Below are 19,565 nucleotides of genomic sequence, written 5' to 3'. Positions count from 1 at the left end.
TGATCAATCCAGTAATGAAAGGGTGACAGGCGTGAGGTGGTTATCTTCAACGCGCACGTGTAACTCGCCTTCACCCAGTTTGGCCTTCAAGCGTTGGCCGTTATGGGTTTGCCCGGCACTGCGAATGGCATTGCCGCGCTCGTCGAGCAAGATGCTGTAACCGCGCCCCAGCGTGGCCAGCGGGCTGACCACATGCAGGGTTTGCATCTGGCTTTGCAATTGCAAACGACGGGCCTTGAGCCCTTCGCGCATGGCGCGTGGCAAGCGCTCGGCCAGGCTGTCCAGACGCTGGCGTAAGAGCGCCAATTGGCGCCCCGGATGCTGACCGGCCAGACGGGTTTGGAGGCGAATCAAACGCTCGCGACGGATATTGAGATTACGCTCGAATGCGCGGCGCAGGCGCATGTCCAGGTCATCCAGCCGTTGTGCTTGCTGGCGCAAACGTTCGCCGGGGTGGCGTAAACGACGCGCCAGGCCGTCCAGGCGCAAGCGCTCACGCATTAAACGGTCGCGCATGCGCATCACCAGGCGGCGATGCAGGTTGTCGATGCGGTGCTGCAAGTCCCGGGTGTCCGGAGCCAGCAACTCGGCGGCGGCGGAGGGGGTGGGCGCGCGCACATCGGCCACAAAATCGCTGATCGAAACGTCGGTTTCGTGGCCGACGGCACTCACGACAGGGGTCACGCAGGCGTCAATGGCGCGGGCCACGGCTTCTTCGTTAAAGCACCACAGGTCTTCCAGCGAGCCACCGCCCCGGGCCAGGATCAGCGCATCAAAGCCGCGCGCATCGGCGAGTTTCAGTGCGCGCACGATTTGCGCGGTGGCTTCACGGCCTTGCACGGCAGTAGGGATCAGCGTCAGCTCGATGTGCGGTGCACGGCGGCGAAACACGCTGATGATGTCGCGAATCACCGCGCCCGTGGGCGAGCTGACAATACCAATGCGCTGCGGATGAGCGGGCAGGGCCACCTTGCGCTCGGCACTGAACAGCCCTTCAGCGCTGAGCTTTTCTTTGAGTGCATCGAAGGCCAGACGCAGCGCCCCCTCGCCTGCGGGTTCTACCGTATCGAGGATCAGTTGATAGTCGCCACGGCCTTCAAATAACGACACCTTGCCACGTACTTTTACCGCCAGGCCGTCTTTCAGCGCTTGGCGCACCCGTGCGGCGTTGTTGCGAAACAGCGCGCAACGTACTTGAGCGCCGCTGTCCTTGAGGGTGAAGTAGACGTGGCCAGACGCCGGGCGGGCGAGGTTGGAAATTTCACCTTCAACCCAGATATTGCTGAACACGTCTTCGAGCAACACCCGCGCACGGCCGTTGAGCTGGCTGACAGTCAGGACTTCGCGGTCCAGGTTGAGTCTTGCAAAAGGGTCTTTAATCATGAGGGCCATCATAAGGGCGGATGCTGATCACTGCACCTGTCGGGTTAAGGCGCGTGCACTAAAGAGTAGGCCCTTGGGGGATCAGGCTTTAAGCTGCGCGCTCTGAAAAAGCTCGCATGCAACCGCGACTACACCTTTAGGTTTGTTCTTATATGTGCCGTATCCCATGAATTCGCAAAGCATCATCGTGCCTAAAATTTCCACCTTGGCGGTGCATGAGCCCCGCGCCCGTGCCATCGTGCGCTGGCTGGTGCGCAAAAACATCATTGAAGCAGAACTCACGACCTGCGGCCGCACCGGCAATGGCATGGCTTATGCCATTGCGCCGGGGGCTGCGAGCGTGGTGTTGCACCCCGAAGCCTTGCCCTTTGGTGAGGCGATCAACGGGTTGGAGATCATTACCAAGCGCTGCATTTACACCCCGGCCAAGGGCTTTCTGGAAGAGGCCGGTTGTGCCGAGTGCCGCAAAGAAGTTGGCGAAGCACTGTTCGAAAGCCTTGAAGACTGGATGCCGGGGCGAACAGATAACTTCACCTGCCCGCTCTGCGCCCATGAAGATGACATCAACGGTTTTTTGTTTTTGCAGCCGTGCGCGTTTTCCAACCTGGGTTTCATCTTCAATAACTGGGCCGAGGCGGGGTTCAAGCAAAGCTTCCTCGATGAGTTTGCCGACTGGCTTGATCAGCCGGTGGCGTGGGTGAAAGTCGAACTGTGACCCCCGGATTGCGTAGCCGCTGCCGAGCCTGCGCGGCTGCGTGCGGGGGCGACGCCGTCGTAAAACCGGAATCCAGTTTTTACCTGACGTAACGCAGTAGCCTGACCTTGCGACCGCTTCACCGCCGGACGCGGCCTTCAGCAGCCGCTACGGATCGATTTCTGCCTTCGAAGTCAATAAATCATGGCCCTTAGCGCAAAACTCTCTAAAGGTTTCCGTTGAGCCGCACAGGTGTTTTAAGTACAATGGCGCGCTTCCATTTTCCCGCTCGGGAGCCCCAGCGATGCTGCGTATCAGCCAAGAAGCACTCACCTTCGATGACATCCTTCTCGTCCCCGGTTATTCCGAGGTTCTTCCGAACGAAGTCAGTCTAAAGACTCGTTTGACCCGTGGCATTGAACTGAATATTCCGCTGGTTTCCGCTGCAATGGACACCGTAACTGAAGCCCGTCTGGCTATCGCCATGGCTCAGGAAGGCGGTATCGGTATCATCCACAAGAACATGACCATCGAGCAGCAAGCTCACGAAGTGCGCAAGGTCAAGCGTTTCGAGGCTGGTGTGGTTAAAGAACCCATCACCATCGAGGCCGATGCCACCGTACGTGAACTGCTCGAACTGACTCGCCAGCACAATATCTCCGGTGTTCCGGTGCTGCAAAATGGCGACCTGGTCGGCATCGTAACGTCCCGCGACGTGCGCTTTGAAAACCGCCTTGAAGCCTCCGTTCGTGACGTCATGACGCCTAAAGAGCGTTTGGTGACGGTCATGGAAGGCGCGGACAAAGAAGAAGCCCGCGAGCTGTTGCACAAACACCGCATCGAGCGTGTTTTGATCGTTGACGACAAATTTGCCCTCAAAGGCATGATGACCGTTAACGACATCGAAAAAGCCAAGGCTTACCCATTGGCCAGCAAGGACGATCAGGGTCGTCTGCGTGTTGGCGCAGCGGTCGGCACGGGTAAAGACACTGCGGATCGCGTTGCGGCCCTCGTGGCGGCTGGCGTTGATGTGGTGGTGGTCGACACAGCTCACGGTCACTCCAAAGGCGTGATCGACCGCGTACGTTGGGTTAAACAAAATTTCCCGCAAGTGCAGGTGATTGGCGGCAATATCGCCACCGGCGCCGCGGCTCTGGCCTTGGCCGAAGCAGGCGCAGACGCAGTTAAAGTCGGTATCGGCCCAGGCTCGATCTGCACCACGCGTATCGTGGCTGGCGTTGGCGTTCCGCAAATCAGCGCGATTGCCAATGTGGCCGCTGCCCTTGAAGGCACCGGCGTACCCTTGATCGCTGACGGCGGCATTCGTTTCTCGGGTGATCTGTCCAAGGCCATCGTCGCTGGCGCTTCCTGCGTGATGATGGGTTCGATGTTTGCCGGTACTGAAGAAGCACCGGGCGAAATCGAGCTGTATCAGGGCCGTTCGTACAAGGCTTATCGCGGCATGGGTTCGCTGGGTGCGATGTCGCAATCCCAGGGTTCTTCCGACCGTTACTTCCAGGACTCCTCCGCAGGTGCCGAGAAGCTGGTACCGGAAGGTATCGAAGGCCGTGTGGCGTACAAAGGCTCGCTGTCGGCAATCATTCACCAACTGATGGGCGGTCTGCGTTCTTCGATGGGTTACACCGGCTGTGCCGACATCGAACAAATGCGCACCAAACCCGAGTTCGTGCGGATCACCGGCGCTGGCATGGCTGAATCCCACGTCCACGACGTACAAATCACCAAAGAAGCACCTAACTATCGCGTAGGTTGATAGTGATCGCGCCCCGGCCAGTTCGGGGTGCGATACGAATTAAGTCACCGGGGCTGTTTGATTCAGCCCCGTGTCGTTTCTGAAATTAATCGAGATTTTGTCATGGCCCTCGACATTCACGCTCACCGCATCCTGATCCTGGACTTCGGTTCCCAGTACACCCAACTGATCGCCCGTCGCGTGCGTGAGATCGGTGTTTACTGCGAGCTGCACCCGTTCGACATGGACGACGCCGCGATCCGCGAATTCGCCCCTAAAGGCATCATCCTGGCCGGTGGCCCGGAATCGGTTCACGAAGCCGACAGCCCGCGCGCGCCACAAGCCGTTTTTGACCTTGGCGTACCGGTTTTCGGTATCTGCTACGGCATGCAAACCATGGCTGAACAGCTGGGTGGCAAGGTCGAAGGCTCTGAGCTGCGAGAGTTTGGTTATGCCCGCGTAGACGTGGTCGGCAAAAGCCGCCTGCTCGACGGCATCGAAGACCACATCGACGCGGATGGCCTGTTTGGCCTCGACGTGTGGATGAGCCACGGTGACAAGGTCACCAAAATGCCATCCGACTTCCACATTCTGGCCAGCACCCCGAGCTGCCCGATTGCCGGCATGTACAACGACGAGCGCGGCTACTACGGCGTGCAGTTCCACCCGGAAGTGACCCACACCAAGCAAGGCGGTCGCATCCTGTCGCGCTTCATTCTCGACATCTGCGGCTGTGAAGCGCTGTGGACACCGTCGAAAATCGCTGAAGACGCCATTGCCAACATCCGCGCCCAGGTCGGCACTGACAATGTATTGCTGGGTCTGTCCGGCGGCGTTGACTCCTCGGTGGTAGCAGCCTTGCTGCACAAAGCCATCGGCGATCAGTTGACCTGCGTATTCGTCGACAACGGCCTGTTGCGCTTGCACGAAGGTGAGCAGGTGATGGCCATGTTCGCCGAGAACATGGGTGTCAAAGTGATCCGCGCCAACGCGGCCGATCAGTTCCTGAGCAATCTGGCGGGTGAAAGCGACCCGGAGAAGAAGCGCAAGATCATCGGCCGTACCTTCATCGACGTGTTCGATGCCGAATCCTGCAAGCTGGACAACATCAAGTACCTGGCGCAAGGCACCATCTACCCGGACGTGATCGAGTCGGCTGGCGCTAAAAGCGGCAAGGCACACGTCATCAAGTCGCACCACAACGTGGGCGGCCTGCCGGATGAAATGAACCTCAAGCTGGTAGAACCACTGCGCGAGCTGTTCAAGGACGAAGTCCGTCGTCTGGGTCTGGAACTGGGCCTGCCGTACGACATGGTCTACCGTCATCCGTTCCCGGGCCCGGGTCTGGGCGTGCGCATCCTGGGTGAAGTGAAAAAGGAATACGCCGACATCCTGCGTCGCGCTGACCACATCTTCATCGAAGAACTGCGCAAGGCCGACTGGTATCACAAAGTCAGCCAGGCGTTCGTAGTGTTCCAGCCGGTGAAATCGGTGGGCGTTGTTGGCGATGGCCGTCGTTACGCATGGGTTGTGGCCCTGCGTGCCGTAGAAACCATCGACTTCATGACTGCGCGTTGGGCACACCTGCCCTACGAACTGCTTGAAACCGTGAGCGGGCGCATCATCAACGAAATCGAAGGCATCTCCCGCGTTACGTATGACGTGTCGAGCAAGCCACCGGCAACGATTGAGTGGGAATAAGTCTGGCCGGGTAACCGGTTCAAACTAAAAAAGGCGGTCAACACCCAGTGTTGACCGCCTTTTTTGTTTTTATCTGACGTGCAGGAGTGGCGCTGTTTCAGCGCCGTGCCACGTCAGAAAAATAGAACTTGTCCAGTGTGTGCCGCGACTCGGTGTACTCAAACTGCCGCCCGTCCTGCAAGAACGTCTGGTTGCTGACCACAATGACATGGCTTTGATCGCCCAGATCCAGGTGTTGCTGATCATCTTTACTGCGCGGCACGGCTTCAATGGTGCGCTGGGCGTAGCTGATGTACAGGTTCAGCGTTTGCTCGATATAGGCGTAAATCGAATGCTGTGCAATGTCCTCGTTCAGCCCTGGAATCAACGCATTCACAAAGTGGTTGATGTCCAGAATCACGCGCTTGCCATCAATACGCCTTACCCGTTTGATGCGAGTGATCGAGCTGCCTGGCGGGGCGTCGATATGCTCGCACAGCGCACCTTCGAGCGGGAACTGCACGCACTCGACCACGTGGGTACTCACGTCATTGCCCAGTCGCGGCCAGGTTTCCTGAAAGCTGACGATGCCGCCCAACTGAAACTCAATCGGGCTGGATGACAGTACAAACGTCCCTTTGCCATGCACCTTTTGCGCAAAGCCGCGCTCTTGCAGCTGCTCGATGGCCTTGCGCACTGTGCCGCGGCTGGCGTCATAGGCGGCCATCAACTCGGCCTCGGACGGCAAGCGCGCACCGCGCTGCAAGCGTTCGGCGGTGATGCTGGCAAGCAGATCCGTATAGATCTGGTTGTATTTAGTCATGAAGAAGTTTCTTTGCCGTGGTGGCTCAAGGGCCGAACCTTAAGGGCAGGGTGCAGGCAGTGCAAGTCCCATAGAGTCTTACGCCTTTTCAGGCGATGCCTGAGGATTGGTCTTACTGTCAATTTATTTGACCCCATCGACATGTCCATAAAAAAAACAAACTCGTCTGTACCAGTTGTTGATTTAACTGGTACAGACGAGTAGCTTGCGTTTTAGCGCGCTGCACGGGTGACGCTCAATAACAAGAATTCCAAACAGGACATCCAGCATGAGTCACGATTACTCATCGATCGCCAGCCAGTTGTTGCACAGCCTCGGGGGGGCCGAAAACCTTGAGCAGGCTGCCCATTGTGTGACACGTCTGCGCCTGGCGTTAAAAGATCCTGCTCTGGTCGACAGCGCCACGCTCAATCAGATCGACTTGGTCAAAGGTTCCTTCTTTACCGGCGGTCTGTATCAGGTGGTGATTGGTCCCGGAGAGGTTGAAAAGGTTTACGCCGCTTTACGCGAGCAAACCGGGCTGGCGGCCTCCACCATCGCGGATGTCAAACAGAAGGGCGCCGACAAGGCCAACGCCATGCAGCGGTTGGTGCGCGTGTTCTCTGATGTGTTCATGCCCATTCTGCCAGCGCTGATCATCGCGGGCCTGCTGATGGGGGTGAACAACCTGCTTGGCGCCAAAGGCATGTTCATCGCCGACCAAACGTTGCTCGACGCCTACCCCTCACTCGACGGCGTGTGGAGCCTGATCAACCTGATGGCCAACACCTCGTTTGTATTCCTGCCGGCGCTGGTCGGCTGGTCGGCGGCCAAGCGCTTTGGCGGCAGTGAAATCCTCGGCATTGTGCTGGGCCTGATGCTGGTTCACCCCGACCTGCTCAATGCCTGGAACTACGGCAAGGCCGTTGCCGGGCTGGACGGCCAAAGCCTGCCTTATTTCGACATCCTGGGCCTGTTTCAGATCGAAAAAGTCGGTTACCAAGGGCAAATCCTGCCGATCCTGCTAGCGGCCTACGTGATGAGCGTGATTGAAAAATGGCTGCGTGCCCGGGTGCCCAATGCCATTCAACTGCTGGTGGTGCCGATCACCACGATCGTGGTGACGGGCGTGTTGGCGCTGGCCATCATCGGGCCTGTGACCCGGCATCTGGGTATTCTGATTACCGAAGGCGTGGTCATGCTGTTTGATCTGGCACCGGTGCTCGGCGGCTTAATCTTTGGCCTGCTTTACGCACCGCTGGTGATCACCGGTATGCATCACATGTTCCTCGCCGTTGACTTGCAACTTATTGCCACACAGGGCGGCACGTTCATCTGGCCGATGATCGTGATGTCCAATCTGGCGCAGGGCAGCGCTGCGCTCGGCGTGTTTTATATGAGCCGCAATGTGCGTGAACGCAGCATGGCGTCCACCTCGGCGGTGTCTGCCTACTTTGGCATCACAGAACCGGCCATGTTCGGTATCAACCTGCGCTACAAATTCCCGTTTTACGCCGCGTTGGCGGGGTCGGCGCTGGGCAGCATTTTCCTGTCGCTGAACAAAGTCCAGGCCTCGGCCATTGGTGTCGGCGGCTTGCCCGGTTTCATCTCGATTATTCCCCAGTACATCCCGATGTTCGTGATCGGGATGCTGGTGGCCATCGCGGTGCCGTTCGTTTTGACCTGTGCCTTGAGCCTGAAAATCATCCGGCCAGGCTTTCGCGTGGCCTGATTCACTGCCCCGCGCGTTAAAAATTTATTGAAGGAACCCCCATGCAAGACTGGCAGCGTTCGGTGATCTATCAGATCTACCCAAAAAGTTTTCACAGCCACGCGGGCAATGCCACCGGGGACTTGCTGGGGGTGGTCGACAAGCTTGATTACCTGCAATGGCTGGGCGTTGACTACCTGTGGCTGACGCCCTTTCTGCGTTCACCGCAACGCGACAATGGCTATGACATCAGTGATTACTACGCCATTGACCCGAGCTACGGCAGCATGGCCGATTGCGAGTTGCTGATCGGCGAAGCCCGCGCCCGAGGCATCAAGTTGATGCTCGACATTGTGGTCAACCACACCTCGATCGAACATGAATGGTTCGTGCAGGCGCGTAGCAGCCTCGACAACCCGTACCGCGACTTTTACATCTGGCGCGACCAGCCCAATAACTGGCAATCCAAGTTCGGCGGCTCGGCGTGGGAGTACGAGGCCCAAACCGGCCAATACTATTTGCATCTGTTTGATCACACCCAGGCCGACCTCAATTGGGACAACCCGAAGGTGCGGGCCGAAGTCTACAAACTGATGGGTTTTTGGCGCGACAAAGGTGTAGGCGGTTTCCGTCTTGATGTGATCAATCTGATTTCCAAGCCCGCTCACTTCCCGCAAGACGACAGCGATGGCCGCCGGTTCTATACCGACGGACCAAACGTGCATACCTACCTGCAAGAGATGCACCGCGAAGTGTTTGCCGGCCACGATCTGGTCAGCGTCGGTGAAATGTCCTCCACCTCTCTTGAACATTGCATTCGTTACTCCAACCCCGAGTGCAATGAACTGTCGATGACCTTCAACTTTCATCACTTGAAAGTGGACTACCCGAACATGCAGAAGTGGGTGCGCGCCGACTTCGATTTCCTTGAACTCAAACGGATCTTTTCTGACTGGCAAGTAGGGATGCAAGCGGGTGGCGGCTGGAATGCCCTGTTTTGGTGTAACCACGACCAACCGCGTGCCGTGTCTCGGTTTGGCAATGACGGCGAGTATCGCGTGGTCTCGGCCAAGATGCTCGCCACCGCGCTGCACTGCCTGCAAGGCACGCCGTATGTGTATCAGGGTGAAGAAATCGGCATGACCAATCCGGGCTTCGAACGCATCGAGCAATACCGCGATGTCGAGACCTTGAATATCTATCGCCTCAAGCGTGAGGCGGGTGAGTCTGAACCTGATTGCATGGCCGCCATCATGCAAAAGTCGCGGGACAACAGCCGCACGCCCATGCAGTGGAATCATCTGCCGAACGCGGGTTTCAGCACGACGCAACCCTGGATCGGGCTTCCTGATAACGCGTCATTGATCAACGTTGAAGACCAAGTGAATGACCCGGCTTCGGTGCTGCATCACTACCGTCAGTTGATTGCCTTGCGCCGTGCCGAACCGCTGTTGCAACACGGCCACTATCACGCGCTGCTGATCGACCACCCGCAGGTCTGGGCGTACCTGCGCCAAGGCGACAACGAGCGTTTGTTGGTGCTTAACAATTTTTATGGCACCGCCTGTGAGCTTGAGCTGCCCGAGCACGTCATCAGCCAAGGCATGACCCAGCGGGTAGTGATCAGCAACTACGCCGACTGTTCGCCGCGAACGCGCAGCATCCGGCTGAGACCCTATGAATCGTTCGTCTTGCACCTCAAACATTGAAACACCCCGCTGAAGGAGAGGGTGTTTAACGGCTCTGCCCCATAAAAATAAGAAAGGTTGTCTTTATGAACACAGCACTCAACCGCCGCATTTTCACCACCTGTTTATGCCTGCTGGCACCGCTGCCAGCGCAGGCCCTGGAGTTCTCGGGTTACTTGCGCAGTGGCGTGGGCAATTCGCTCAACGGGGGTAAGCAATCGTGCTTCAAACTGCCGGGCGCCGAGTCCAAATACCGGCTGGGCAACGAATGTGAACAATACGCTGAACTGGAGTTGCGCCAGGACCTCTACACCCTCGATGACGGTTCGGTGCTCAGCGTCGATGGCATGGCCTCTTTCTACAACCAGTACAACCGCCAACTGACCTTTCAGGGCGACAACGGCTCGGTGCGCATGCCCCAGCTATACGCGCAATGGTCCAACGTGCCGAGCCTTAACGGTGGTTCGCTGTGGGCCGGACGGCGTTACTACAAACGTAACGACATCCACATTTCTGATTTCTACTACTGGAACCAGAGCGCCACGGGCGGCGGGATTGAAGACGTGCTGATCGGCGGCCTCAAATACAGCTACGCCCTGTCACGCAAAGACAGCCTGTATCAGGAAGACTACGTGACGCGCCACGATTTCAACGTTGCAGGGTTCAACACCAACCCCGACGGGGCGCTGGAATTTGGTTTGACCTACCTCGACAAGCCTCAGCGCACTGACGCCCACAGTGGTTGGGCGATCACTGCGCAGCATGTGCAAAGCGCCTTTTTAGGCGGGCAGAACAAATTTGCCGTGCAGTACGGCGAAGGTTCCGGCACAGGCTTGGGCTACACCGGCAACACCAAACTGGACAACAGCAGCAAGCGTTACCGCATCGTCGAGTTCTTTGACTGGCAAGTGACCCCGCGTTTCGGTGGGCAGGTCGAAGCGGTCTATCAAAAGGATTTTCGCCCGCACGGTGGCAATCAGGAGTGGATGTCTCTGGGGGTACGGCCTGCTTATGCCATCAGTGAGCAATTCAAACTGGTCACTGAGCTGGGGCACGATCAGGTCAGGGCAAAGGATGGCACGCGCACATTAAGCAAGTTCACTTTCGCGCCCACCTGGTCGCCTAAAGGCCCCGGTTTTTGGGAACGCCCGGAAATCCGTTTGTATTACACCTACGCCAGTTGGAACAAAGCCGCGCAACGTGCCGCTAATCAGTTGGATGCAGGTTCGGCGTTGTCGGACAGCGGCGCTTTTGGCAATGCGCGGCACGGGTCAAACATGGGTGTGCAAGTCGAGTACTGGTGGAAATAAGCGACGCTGTCGGGGCTTGCGCTCCATCGGCATATACCGAATCAACTGTAGGTGAGTTCATGGCCATATCCCCACAACTGGAACTGCTGGCGCCATTGGCTGGCGTGCTGCTGGCGCTTGATGATGTCCCGGACCCGGTGTTCTCCAGTCGCCTGATGGGTGACGGCGTTTGCATTGATCCCACCTCGCAGGTGTTGTGTGCACCACTGGCCGGGGTGGTCAGTAATCGGCAACACACCGGTCATGCGCTCAGCATCACCCATGACACGGGTGTGCAAGTGCTGCTGCACATCGGCCTCGACACCGTAAACCTCGGCGGCGCAGGCTTTAATGCCCTGGTGGTCGAGGGTCAGCGGGTCGAGGCCGGGCAACCCTTGATTGAGTTTGATGCCGATTACCTGGCCCTCAATGCCCGCAGTCTATTGACGTTAATGCTGGTGATCAGTGGCGATGGTTTTGTCGCGCTGGATGCAGACCAGGGCGTGGTTGAGAGCGGCCAACCGCTGTTGCTGGTACGCCCGCGCGAGCTGGACGTGAAGCCTGAGGTTCAAGGCTGCGAAGCGTTGCACTCAGCGGCTCAGTTACTGGCTAACCCTAATGGCCTGCACGCGCGTCCGGCTGGCGTTTTGGCGCAGGCTGCGAAAACCTTTGATTCAGTCATTTATCTGCACCGACAGCACGAGACAGCGAACGCCAAGTCATTGGTGGCGATCATGGCGTTGCAGACGAAATATGGCGACAGTGTGCACCTGAGTGCGGCGGGCCATGACGCGCAGGCGGCGATCACGGCCTTGTCACACGTGTTGGCCAGCGGTTGTGGTGAATCTGTAACGAGCGCAACGCTCGCGCCACAGCCCGAACCCCTCGTCCAGCAGCCCGTTTCGGATGTGCTGCGCGGTGTGTGTGCGTCTGCGGGCGCGGCGTTTGGGCATGTGGTACAAGTGGCGGCGTGTACGCTGGAGGTGGTCGAAAACGCCACCGATGCGCCGCATGAACGGGCCTGTTTACAAGACGCTTTAGCGCAGGCAGACACCCAGTTACAGACGCTGCGCGACAACGCCTCGAACACTGCTCAAAGCGATATTTTCAAAGCACATCAGGCGCTACTGCAAGACCCGAGTCTGCTGGAGCATGCCGACGAACTGATTGATGCAGGCAAGAGCGCAGGCCATGCCTGGCGCAGCGCCACTGAGACCACGTCAACCTTGTTCAAGAGTTTGGGCGGCCAGCTGCTGGCTGAGCGCGCACTTGACCTTGACGATGTCGGCCAGCGGGTGCTCAAGCTGATCCTCGGCGTGCATGACAACACGCAGGTCTTGCCCCAGCATGCGATTTTGATTGCCGAGCAATTGACCCCCTCACAGACGGCGGCATTGGACACCCGCAAAGTTGTGGGCTTTGCCACGGTGGGCGGTGGAGCCACCAGTCACGTTGCCATTTTGGCCCGCGCTCTGGGCTTGCCCGCTCTGTGTGGAGTTGCCCCGCAGGTGCTGACACTGGCCAATGGCACGCCGGTTTTGCTCAATGCCGACGCAGGCGAGTTGCACTTGCAACCTGATGACGCCTTGGTCGAGCGGCTGGAGGTTCAGCGCGTTCAGCTTCAACAACGTCGTCAGCACGATGTGCAGCACGCATCGCTGGCCGCCTGCACCCGCGACGGGCACACCATAGAAATCACGGCCAATATCGCCTCGCAGGCAGAAGCTGAACAAGCCATGACCCTGGGGGCTCAAGGGGTCGGGCTGTTACGTTCGGAATTCTTGTATCTGGAGCGCAACAGCGCGCCCACGCATGAGGAGCAAGTGGCCACCTACAGGGCTATCGCTGACGCGGTGGGGCCTGAGCATAATTTGGTCGTACGCACGCTGGACGTGGGTGGCGATAAACCGCTGACCTACGTGCCGATGGCGCATGAGACCAATCCGTTTCTGGGCATGCGTGGCATTCGCCTGTGCCTGGAGCGACCTGAACTGTTGCGTGACCAATTGCGCGCAATATTGGCCAGTGCTGATCTGGCGCGCCTGCATATCATGTTGCCGATGGTCACTCATGTGTCCGAACTGCACGAAGCCCGCCGTGTGCTGCAAGACGAAGCGCAGCGAGCGGGTCTGGTCCAACTGCCCAAACTGGGCATCATGATCGAAGTGCCTGCGGCGGCGTTGATGGCCGACGTGTTCGCGCCCCACGTGGACTTCTTTTCGATTGGCACCAATGACCTGACCCAATACACCTTGGCGATGGACCGCGATCACCCGCGTCTGGCCAGCCAGGCCGACAGCCTGCACCCGGCAGTGCTGCGCCTGATCGCCCACACCGTCAAGGCTGCGCATGCACATGGCAAATGGGTGGGTGTGTGTGGGGCTTTAGCGTCCGAGCCGCAGGCGGTGCCTGTGCTGCTGGGGCTTGGTGTGGATGAACTGTCGGTGAGCGTGCCGCTGATCCCGACCATCAAGGCGCAAGTGCGCGAGCTGGATTTCAATGCCTGTACCACCTTGGCGGAGCAGGTGCTGGGGTTCGAAAGCGCGCAACAAGTACGCGCTGTTTTGCAGCCTCAATCCGTGGTGTTGGAGAACTGAACATGTTTGCAAAATTGCATCAGGCGTTTTGGAAAGCACTGACGCCGGACTTGCTCCCGGACACGAGCGTTGCCACCTCGTTACTCAACAACGCCACGTTGGCAGGCTTGGGGGGCGCGGTGAACGTCAAATCCGAACAAAAAGTGGCATTGACCCGCGTGCGCGTGGTGTTGCGCGACGGGTCGAAGCTGGACACGAAAGCGCTGCACAGGGCGGGCGTGCCGGGGGTCATGGTGCTGGCAGACAACGTGGTGCATGTGCTCGTGGGGCTTACACCTTAGGCCCTGCCGCGGGCTGCGATCTTCGGATGTGCTAAAAAGCCCGCAGCCAGCCAGGGTGTTTTCGGTGTGTGGACTGCGGCCCTTCGCCACCCCGGCCTTACTGTTTCTCAACCGCAGGTGTATCGTATTCGCCTTTTGCGGGCCTAAAGCCCGCTTACGATACGAGAGGTAGTTGAGCCCATGTCCTTTACCCGTCGACAAATACTCGGTGGTTTAGCCGGCCTGGTAGTGGTGGGTGTTGGCGCAGGAGGCGCTTCGCGTTACTGGTTGGGCAAAATGGCCGATGCCGAAGCGGGCCACGATTACGAACTGATTGCCGCGCCCCTCGACGTGGAACTGGTGCCCGGTCATCAGACCGAGGCCTGGGCCTTTGGCCCTTCGGCGCCGGGCACCGAATTGCGGGTGCGTCAGGGCCAATGGCTGCGGGTGCGCTTTATCAACCACCTGCCAGTCCCGACCACCATTCACTGGCACGGTATCCGCTTGCCGCTGGAGATGGACGGCGTGCCTTACGTCTCGCAGTTGCCGGTATTGCCGGGCGAATATTTTGACTACAAATTCCGCGTGCCAGATGCGGGCAGCTTTTGGTATCACCCGCACGTCAACAGCAGCGAAGAGCTGGGCCGTGGGCTGGTCGGGCCGCTGATTGTTGAAGAGCGCGACCCTACCGGCTTTACGCATGAACGCACCTTGAGCATCAAGAACTGGCATGTGGATCAAGAGGGCGGTTTTATGCCGTTCAGCATCACCCGTGAGGCGGCTCGCGGCGGTACGGCCGGGCGCTTGTCGACGATCAATGGCAGCCATGTGCCGACGATTGAACTGCCCGCAGGGCAGATCACCCGCGTGCGCCTGCTTAATCTCGACAACACCTTGACCTACCGCATCAACATCCCCGGCGTCGAAGCCAAAATCTACGCGCTGGACGGTAATCCCATCGAGCCAAGGCCGTTGGGCAAGGAATACTGGCTAGGCCCTGGCATGCGCATTTGCCTGGCCATCAAAGCCCCGGCGGTGGGCGAGGAGCTGTCGTTGCGTGATGGTCCGGTACGCCTGGGCACCTTGCGTTCGGTTGCCAGCAACGACGCTCCCGCCCAATGGCCCCCTGCGCTGCCTGCAAACCCGATTGCCGAGCCAGACGTGGCCAATGCCGAGAAGATCAATTTCAACTTCGAGTGGGTCGGTTCGGTGTCCGAGGATCTGGGACCTGATCAGCCGCCGAGCTTGTGGCAGATCAATGGCATTGCGTGGGACATCAAAGACAAAACCTGTGCTGATCGGCCCATCGCCAAACTCAAGCTGGGCCGCAGTTACATCTTCGAATTGAAGAACATGACCCAGTACCAGCACCCGATTCACTTGCATGGCATGAGCTTCAAGGTACTGGCGTCTAACCGCAAGAAAATCATCCCGTACTTCACCGACACCTACTTGCTGGGTAAAAACGAACGTGCTCGTGTGGCGCTGGTGGCGGATAATCCCGGCGTGTGGATGTTCCACTGCCATGTGATTGACCACATGGAAACCGGCCTGATGGCCGCTATTGAGGTTTCCTGATGCGACAAGGGCGTCAACCCCAGATCATCGACCGCAGCCGCGATCAAGATTATATGCGTGAAGCGCTGGCGCTGGCGGCACAGGGCGCAGCACTGGGTGAAGTGCCGGTGGGTGCGGTGCTGGTGCAAAACGGCGAAATCATCGGGCGCGGCTTCAACTGCCCGATCAGCGGTCACGATCCCAGTGCCCATGCTGAAATGGTCGCCATTCGGGCGGCTGCCGCTGCGGCCAGCAACTATCGACTGCCCGGCAGCACGCTGTACGTGACGCTGGAGCCGTGCAGCATGTGTGCCGGTTTGATCGTGCATTCGCGGGTCGCGCGAGTGGTGTACGGCGCATTGGAACCCAAGGCCGGGATTGTGCAAAGTCAGGGGCAGTTTTTTACCCAGGGCTTTCTCAACCATCGCGTGCTGTTTGAAGGCGGCGTATTGGCCGAGGAGTGCGGCACAATTCTCAGCGAGTTCTTCAAGGCCCGCCGGGCGAAATCCTGATCTGTAGCCGCTGACCAAGGCTGCGATAAAGGCCGAAGGACCTTCGTTTTGGTTTGAAAACAGGGCCGCAGCGCAGCCCATCGCAGCCTCCGACAGCGGCTACTGAGGTTTATTTTTTGGCCACAATCACTGCGCGCATCGGCGCAGGCAAGCCTTCGATGGTTTTGCTGTGATCGTTGGGGTCAAGGTAGTCACTCAGCGACTGGAACTTCATCCACTCTGTCGCCCGTTGCTCTTCAACGGTTGTAATGCTTACGTCCACGCAGCGCACATCGCTGAAACCGGCGCGCCGCAACCAGCGCTCCAGCGCAGCAATCGATGGCAAAAACCATACGTTACGCATCTGCGCGTAGCGGTCCTCGGGCACCAGCACCTGATTCACGTCGCCTTCAATCACCAGTGTTTCCAACACCAGTTCGCCACCTTTGACCAGGCAATCCTTGAGCGCCAGCAAATGCTCGATGGGGGAGCGGCGGTGGTAGAACACACCCATGGAAAAAACGGTGTCGAAGCCTTCCAGATTCGGTGGCAAGTCTTCAAACGGGAACGGCAGGTGCCAGGCGGCTTCTTGCTGCAAGAAGCGCTGCACGGCCTGAAACTGGCAGAAGAACAACCAATTAGGGTCCACACCGATCACGCTATGGGCGCCTGCACCGAGCATGCGCCACATGTAGTAACCATTGCCGCAGCCCACATCCAGGATGCGCTTGCCGTTGAGGTCGATGTGCGGCGCAACCCGTGACCACTTCCAGTCCGAGTGCCATTCGGTGTCGACATGTACCCCGAACAGGTCAAACGGGCCTTTGCGCCACGGCGACAAGCCCATCAGGGCCTGGCGCATGCGCACACGGATGTCTTCGTCACAGTCAGTGTCGAGCGTGAGGCCATTGAGCAGGTCGATTTCAGTGGGTTTGACGTCAGGCAGCGCATCCAGCGCGCTTTGCCAGCGTTCAAGGTCACCGTGACCTTTCTCCATTTTGCTGTCGAGCCGAGCTTGCAGGGTGTTGGCCCATTCAGCCAAAGGCGTGCCGGCCAGACGCCGGGCGAGAGGGGAAAGATCAATCATGGCAAGGCAATCAACGAGGCAAAGTTAAGACACTGGAACCACGGCACGACTTTCGAGAACCCGGCCGCCAGCAGGCGTTCGCGATGTTCTTCGAGGCTGTCGGGCTTCATGACGTTTTCGATGGCGCTGCGCTTTTGCGCGATTTCCAGATCGCTATAGCCGTTGGCGCGCTTGAATGCGATGTGCAAGTCGGTGAGCAGCGCGTGCTCGTCTGCGTCATTGAAGCGCAGCTTCTCCGAGAGGATCAGCGCGCCGCCCGGCAACAGCGCCTGGCGGATGCGGCCAAGCAAGGCCATGCGATCTTGGGGGGCAATGAATTGCAGGGTGAAGTTGAGCGCAACCACTGAGGCCGGCTCAAAGCGCAGCGCGAGAATATCGCCTTCGATCACGTCGACCGGCAACAACTCCTGAAACATCGAGTTTTGCCCATTCAAGTATTCGCGGCAGCGCTCGACCATCGCCGCCGAGTTGTCCACGGCAATCACCTTGCACCCTTCGCTGCGCACATGCCGGCGCAGTGCCTGAGTGACCGCCCCCAGCGAACAGCCCAGATCGTAGAGCACGCTATCAGGTTGGGCGAACTGGGCGGCGAGCACGCCGAGGTTTTCGACAATGGTCGGATAACCCGGCACCGAACGTTTGATCATGTCCGGGAACACCCGCACCACGTCTTCGTTAAAGGCGAAGTCCGGCACCTGGGCCAAGGGCTGGGCGAATATACGGTCGGGTTCTTTGCTCACGAGGGTTCCGGCGATGGAAATTTAAAAGGGGCGGCATTTTAGCCAAGTTGGCGCCGGGATGCGCGGTCTGTCTGATAAACCGTCTGGCGGGCTCGACAGATGCTGGCTCAGCGTTTGCTCTGGCTAAACGTTGAGGCCGCAATGCCCCATTGCCCGAGCCAGTAACTGAGGATGATCAGATACGGTGCGGCGCTGAACTTGAACACAAAGCGGTCGATGCCGATCAGGCTGTCCGAGACCACAAACGCCAGTGCCCCGGCTGCCGCCAGCCAGGCCGAGCGCGCGGGGACGGCTGTGCCCAGTCGGGCAAAGGCGCGCCACAGCATGGCGCTGATGGCCAGCGCGTACACGCTGACGGGAATCAACAATTGGCCCAGACCCTGCGCCGCCATGACGCTGAATAAACTCACGCCCGCCATCAAGGCTAACGTCAGCGGTAACCAGGCGACACGCCGGCAATCGCTCAGGTATGCCTTCAGATATGCCAAATGGGCCAGCAGAAAGGCGCCCAGACCGAACACAAACAGGTCCACCGGCCAGGCCAGCAGAATGTCCCCCAGCAGTGAAAACAACAGGCCAAGACTGATCCAGCGCCTGTACAGGCTGGGCGGTGCATCTTGCAGCCAACCGAGCAAAGCCAGTACCGGCAGCGGTTTACTCATTAAACACAGCAGCGTGGACTGCATGTTTACACCGTACAGATAGGCGGCGGCGCCCATGACCGCGAGTATCAGCCAAGGCATGTCATTTCACCGTGATAGCGCAGTCAAACACCTGTGCAGGTTCGGCCTCAGGTTCCCACGGTTGCTGATAGGTCAGGCGCAAGCGCCCGGAGCCTGCGGCAAATGCTTGAAAACGCCAGGTGGATTGCCCGCCGCTGCCCAGTAGCTGGCCACTGTCGGCGCTTTTGTAGACTTCTGGGCTGAGGCTGCGCAACACGCCGCCAGCGGAGTCCTGAATCGCCCAGCGATAACCGGTGGTGGGGTTGCTGGGCAAGGTCAGGGTCAAGTTTTGCCCGGTGTGCAATTGCATCGGGCAGTCACTTTGTTCTTCAACAATCACGTTGTGTGCCGATTGCTGGGCACAAGCCGTCAGCAGCGTGAGGCCGAACAAGGGAATGAGGCGCGCGAGGGACATTGAAGGCTCCGGTCAGACAATAACAAGCGCGCAGCATAACCCATGCAAGGTGTTGCACCACGCCGCGCGGTTAAAGTCGTACGCGCCCCTCAGTAGTTGAATGAGGCGTGGGGCGGGTTGATGATGAAGTCACCGCATATTTCGAAAGGCTCGTTGTTGTGGTCACAGCCATCAAAGGTAAACAAGCGTGCGCTGTAGCAACTTTCGACCACACTCAATTGCAGGCTGCCGACCTCTGCCTGAATCAAGTGGTAGACATACTCACCGTTCTTTTTGACGCACTCTGTGTATGACATCTCGCGCACAGGCCCACCCGCGCCGCGTTTGAACAGGTAGATACCAGACTGGATATTGACGTCCAGGGTGAATGCTACTGAGCGATGGCCTATAGACCCAAAGTCATCCATGTCAGCCGTAATGACGATTTTCTTGTGGCTACTGGCAAAGGTCATTTCATGGGCGTCGAACACGTCCCTGTCCAGAACATCGGCTTTAAGCTCACCGCTGGTTCTTGGATTGAATGAAGGACTGCCTAAAAACTTCTGACAGATAACCGCTGGATTTCCATATGCAGGGTGATGCAGTGCCATGATCGTTTCTCGACGCAGTTTTAACAGGCTTGGGGCTATTAGCGTCGGGAACGGAGCAGGTGTCTACTGACAACATTGACAGGGTGGTGTGAGCGGCTTGAATCGC

17 protein-coding genes are annotated in these 19,565 nt (G+C 58.6%); 10 read left to right on the top strand and 7 right to left on the bottom strand.

All coding sequences use genetic code 11. From position 1 onward, the window contains the following. Positions 1 to 3 precede the first annotated feature (3 nt). Positions 4 to 1,383, bottom strand: a complete 1,380-nt coding sequence (gene xseA / locus AP059_RS19030; protein ID WP_059765198.1) for an exodeoxyribonuclease VII large subunit — start codon at positions 1,381 to 1,383, stop codon at positions 4 to 6. Positions 1,384 to 1,549: 166 nt separating this feature from the next. On the opposite strand from xseA, the gene AP059_RS19025 reads away from it, so the two are divergent. The 3 genes from AP059_RS19025 (at position 1,550) to guaA (ending at position 5,531) form a co-directional block, all read left to right on the top strand. Further along, entirely contained in the window at positions 1,550 to 2,098 is a 549-nt protein-coding gene (locus AP059_RS19025) for a hypothetical protein (protein WP_048362618.1), read from the top strand. 283 nt (positions 2,099 to 2,381) lie between these two features. After that, positions 2,382 to 3,851, top strand: a complete 1,470-nt coding sequence (guaB, locus tag AP059_RS19020) for an IMP dehydrogenase (RefSeq protein WP_059764994.1) — start codon at positions 2,382 to 2,384, stop codon at positions 3,849 to 3,851. Between the two features lie 102 nt (positions 3,852 to 3,953). After that, positions 3,954 to 5,531, top strand: a complete 1,578-nt coding sequence (guaA, locus tag AP059_RS19015) for a glutamine-hydrolyzing GMP synthase (RefSeq protein WP_059764991.1) — start codon at positions 3,954 to 3,956, stop codon at positions 5,529 to 5,531. A gap of 97 nt (positions 5,532 to 5,628) precedes the next feature. Here the strand turns inward: guaA and treR are convergent, their stop codons facing one another. Then, positions 5,629 to 6,333 (bottom strand): trehalose operon repressor, encoded by a 705-nt coding sequence (gene treR / locus AP059_RS19010; protein WP_059764989.1) that lies wholly within the window; start codon positions 6,331 to 6,333, stop codon positions 5,629 to 5,631. A gap of 268 nt (positions 6,334 to 6,601) precedes the next feature. On the opposite strand from treR, the gene treP reads away from it, so the two are divergent. From treP to tadA, 7 genes are all read left to right on the top strand, one after another. Further along, a complete protein-coding gene (gene treP, locus AP059_RS19005) occupies positions 6,602 to 8,044 on the top strand; it encodes a PTS system trehalose-specific EIIBC component (protein ID WP_059764986.1) in 1,443 nt (480 codons plus the stop codon). A 41-nt stretch (positions 8,045 to 8,085) separates the two neighbouring features. Further along, entirely contained in the window at positions 8,086 to 9,732 is a 1,647-nt protein-coding gene (gene treC / locus AP059_RS19000; RefSeq protein WP_059764983.1) for an alpha,alpha-phosphotrehalase, read from the top strand. Between the two features lie 65 nt (positions 9,733 to 9,797). Continuing rightward, a complete protein-coding gene (locus AP059_RS18995) occupies positions 9,798 to 11,021 on the top strand; it encodes a maltoporin (protein ID WP_059764982.1) in 1,224 nt (407 codons plus the stop codon). A 59-nt stretch (positions 11,022 to 11,080) separates the two neighbouring features. Then, positions 11,081 to 13,597 (top strand): phosphoenolpyruvate--protein phosphotransferase, encoded by a 2,517-nt coding sequence (gene ptsP / locus AP059_RS18990; protein WP_059764981.1) that lies wholly within the window; start codon positions 11,081 to 11,083, stop codon positions 13,595 to 13,597. Positions 13,598 to 13,599: 2 nt separating this feature from the next. Next, positions 13,600 to 13,878, top strand: coding sequence for a PTS transporter subunit EIIB (locus AP059_RS18985; protein ID WP_059764979.1), 279 nt, complete (start codon positions 13,600 to 13,602; stop codon positions 13,876 to 13,878). 180 nt (positions 13,879 to 14,058) lie between these two features. Beyond that, the gene (locus AP059_RS18980) at positions 14,059 to 15,435 is read left to right on the top strand and encodes a multicopper oxidase family protein (RefSeq protein WP_059764977.1); all 1,377 of its coding nucleotides are present in this window, start codon (positions 14,059 to 14,061) and stop codon (positions 15,433 to 15,435) included. Then, a complete protein-coding gene (gene tadA, locus AP059_RS18975; RefSeq protein ID WP_059764975.1) occupies positions 15,435 to 15,926 on the top strand; it encodes a tRNA adenosine(34) deaminase TadA in 492 nt (163 codons plus the stop codon). Before AP059_RS18980 ends, tadA begins: the two co-directional genes overlap by 1 nt. Before the next feature lie 109 nt (positions 15,927 to 16,035). On the opposite strand, the gene cmoB is transcribed toward tadA, so the two are convergent. The 5 genes from cmoB to AP059_RS18950 all read right to left on the bottom strand — a co-directional run bounded on the left by cmoB (position 16,036) and on the right by AP059_RS18950 (position 19,339). Then, complete coding sequence (cmoB, locus tag AP059_RS18970) at positions 16,036 to 16,992, bottom strand: tRNA 5-methoxyuridine(34)/uridine 5-oxyacetic acid(34) synthase CmoB (protein ID WP_059764974.1); 957 nt, start codon at positions 16,990 to 16,992, stop codon at positions 16,036 to 16,038. After that, positions 16,989 to 17,732, bottom strand: a complete 744-nt coding sequence (gene cmoA, locus AP059_RS18965; protein WP_059764971.1) for a carboxy-S-adenosyl-L-methionine synthase CmoA — start codon at positions 17,730 to 17,732, stop codon at positions 16,989 to 16,991. The genes cmoB and cmoA overlap by 4 nt, the downstream gene beginning before the upstream one ends. Before the next feature lie 107 nt (positions 17,733 to 17,839). Beyond that, entirely contained in the window at positions 17,840 to 18,475 is a 636-nt protein-coding gene (locus AP059_RS18960; RefSeq protein WP_059764970.1) for a lysoplasmalogenase, read from the bottom strand. A gap of 1 nt (position 18,476) precedes the next feature. Then, positions 18,477 to 18,869, bottom strand: a complete 393-nt coding sequence (locus tag AP059_RS18955) for a protease inhibitor I42 family protein (RefSeq protein WP_059764969.1) — start codon at positions 18,867 to 18,869, stop codon at positions 18,477 to 18,479. Positions 18,870 to 18,958: 89 nt separating this feature from the next. After that, positions 18,959 to 19,339 (bottom strand): hypothetical protein, encoded by a 381-nt coding sequence (locus AP059_RS18950; protein ID WP_256209945.1) that lies wholly within the window; start codon positions 19,337 to 19,339, stop codon positions 18,959 to 18,961. Positions 19,340 to 19,565: the final 226 nt, after the last annotated feature.

Origin of the sequence: Pseudomonas sp. TAA207, assembly GCF_001529285.1 — a bacterium.
GTDB lineage: Bacteria > Pseudomonadota > Gammaproteobacteria > Pseudomonadales > Pseudomonadaceae > Aquipseudomonas > Aquipseudomonas weihenstephanensis.
Note: the sequence above shows the minus strand (reverse complement) of the source record. Positions and strands in the feature narration are given on the sequence as shown.

Coding starts and splice junctions, on each gene's coding strand:
- xseA (WP_059765198.1), bottom strand. CDS start 1,383: ATGATTAAAGACCCTTTTGCAAGACTCAACCTGGACCGCGAAGTCCTG.
- AP059_RS19025 (WP_048362618.1), top strand. CDS start 1,550: ATGAATTCGCAAAGCATCATCGTGCCTAAAATTTCCACCTTGGCGGTG.
- guaB (WP_059764994.1), top strand. CDS start 2,382: ATGCTGCGTATCAGCCAAGAAGCACTCACCTTCGATGACATCCTTCTC.
- guaA (WP_059764991.1), top strand. CDS start 3,954: ATGGCCCTCGACATTCACGCTCACCGCATCCTGATCCTGGACTTCGGT.
- treR (WP_059764989.1), bottom strand. CDS start 6,333: ATGACTAAATACAACCAGATCTATACGGATCTGCTTGCCAGCATCACC.
- treP (WP_059764986.1), top strand. CDS start 6,602: ATGAGTCACGATTACTCATCGATCGCCAGCCAGTTGTTGCACAGCCTC.
- treC (WP_059764983.1), top strand. CDS start 8,086: ATGCAAGACTGGCAGCGTTCGGTGATCTATCAGATCTACCCAAAAAGT.
- AP059_RS18995 (WP_059764982.1), top strand. CDS start 9,798: ATGAACACAGCACTCAACCGCCGCATTTTCACCACCTGTTTATGCCTG.
- ptsP (WP_059764981.1), top strand. CDS start 11,081: ATGGCCATATCCCCACAACTGGAACTGCTGGCGCCATTGGCTGGCGTG.
- AP059_RS18985 (WP_059764979.1), top strand. CDS start 13,600: ATGTTTGCAAAATTGCATCAGGCGTTTTGGAAAGCACTGACGCCGGAC.
- AP059_RS18980 (WP_059764977.1), top strand. CDS start 14,059: ATGTCCTTTACCCGTCGACAAATACTCGGTGGTTTAGCCGGCCTGGTA.
- tadA (WP_059764975.1), top strand. CDS start 15,435: ATGCGACAAGGGCGTCAACCCCAGATCATCGACCGCAGCCGCGATCAA.
- cmoB (WP_059764974.1), bottom strand. CDS start 16,992: ATGATTGATCTTTCCCCTCTCGCCCGGCGTCTGGCCGGCACGCCTTTG.
- AP059_RS18960 (WP_059764970.1), bottom strand. CDS start 18,475: ATGCCTTGGCTGATACTCGCGGTCATGGGCGCCGCCGCCTATCTGTAC.
- AP059_RS18955 (WP_059764969.1), bottom strand. CDS start 18,869: ATGTCCCTCGCGCGCCTCATTCCCTTGTTCGGCCTCACGCTGCTGACG.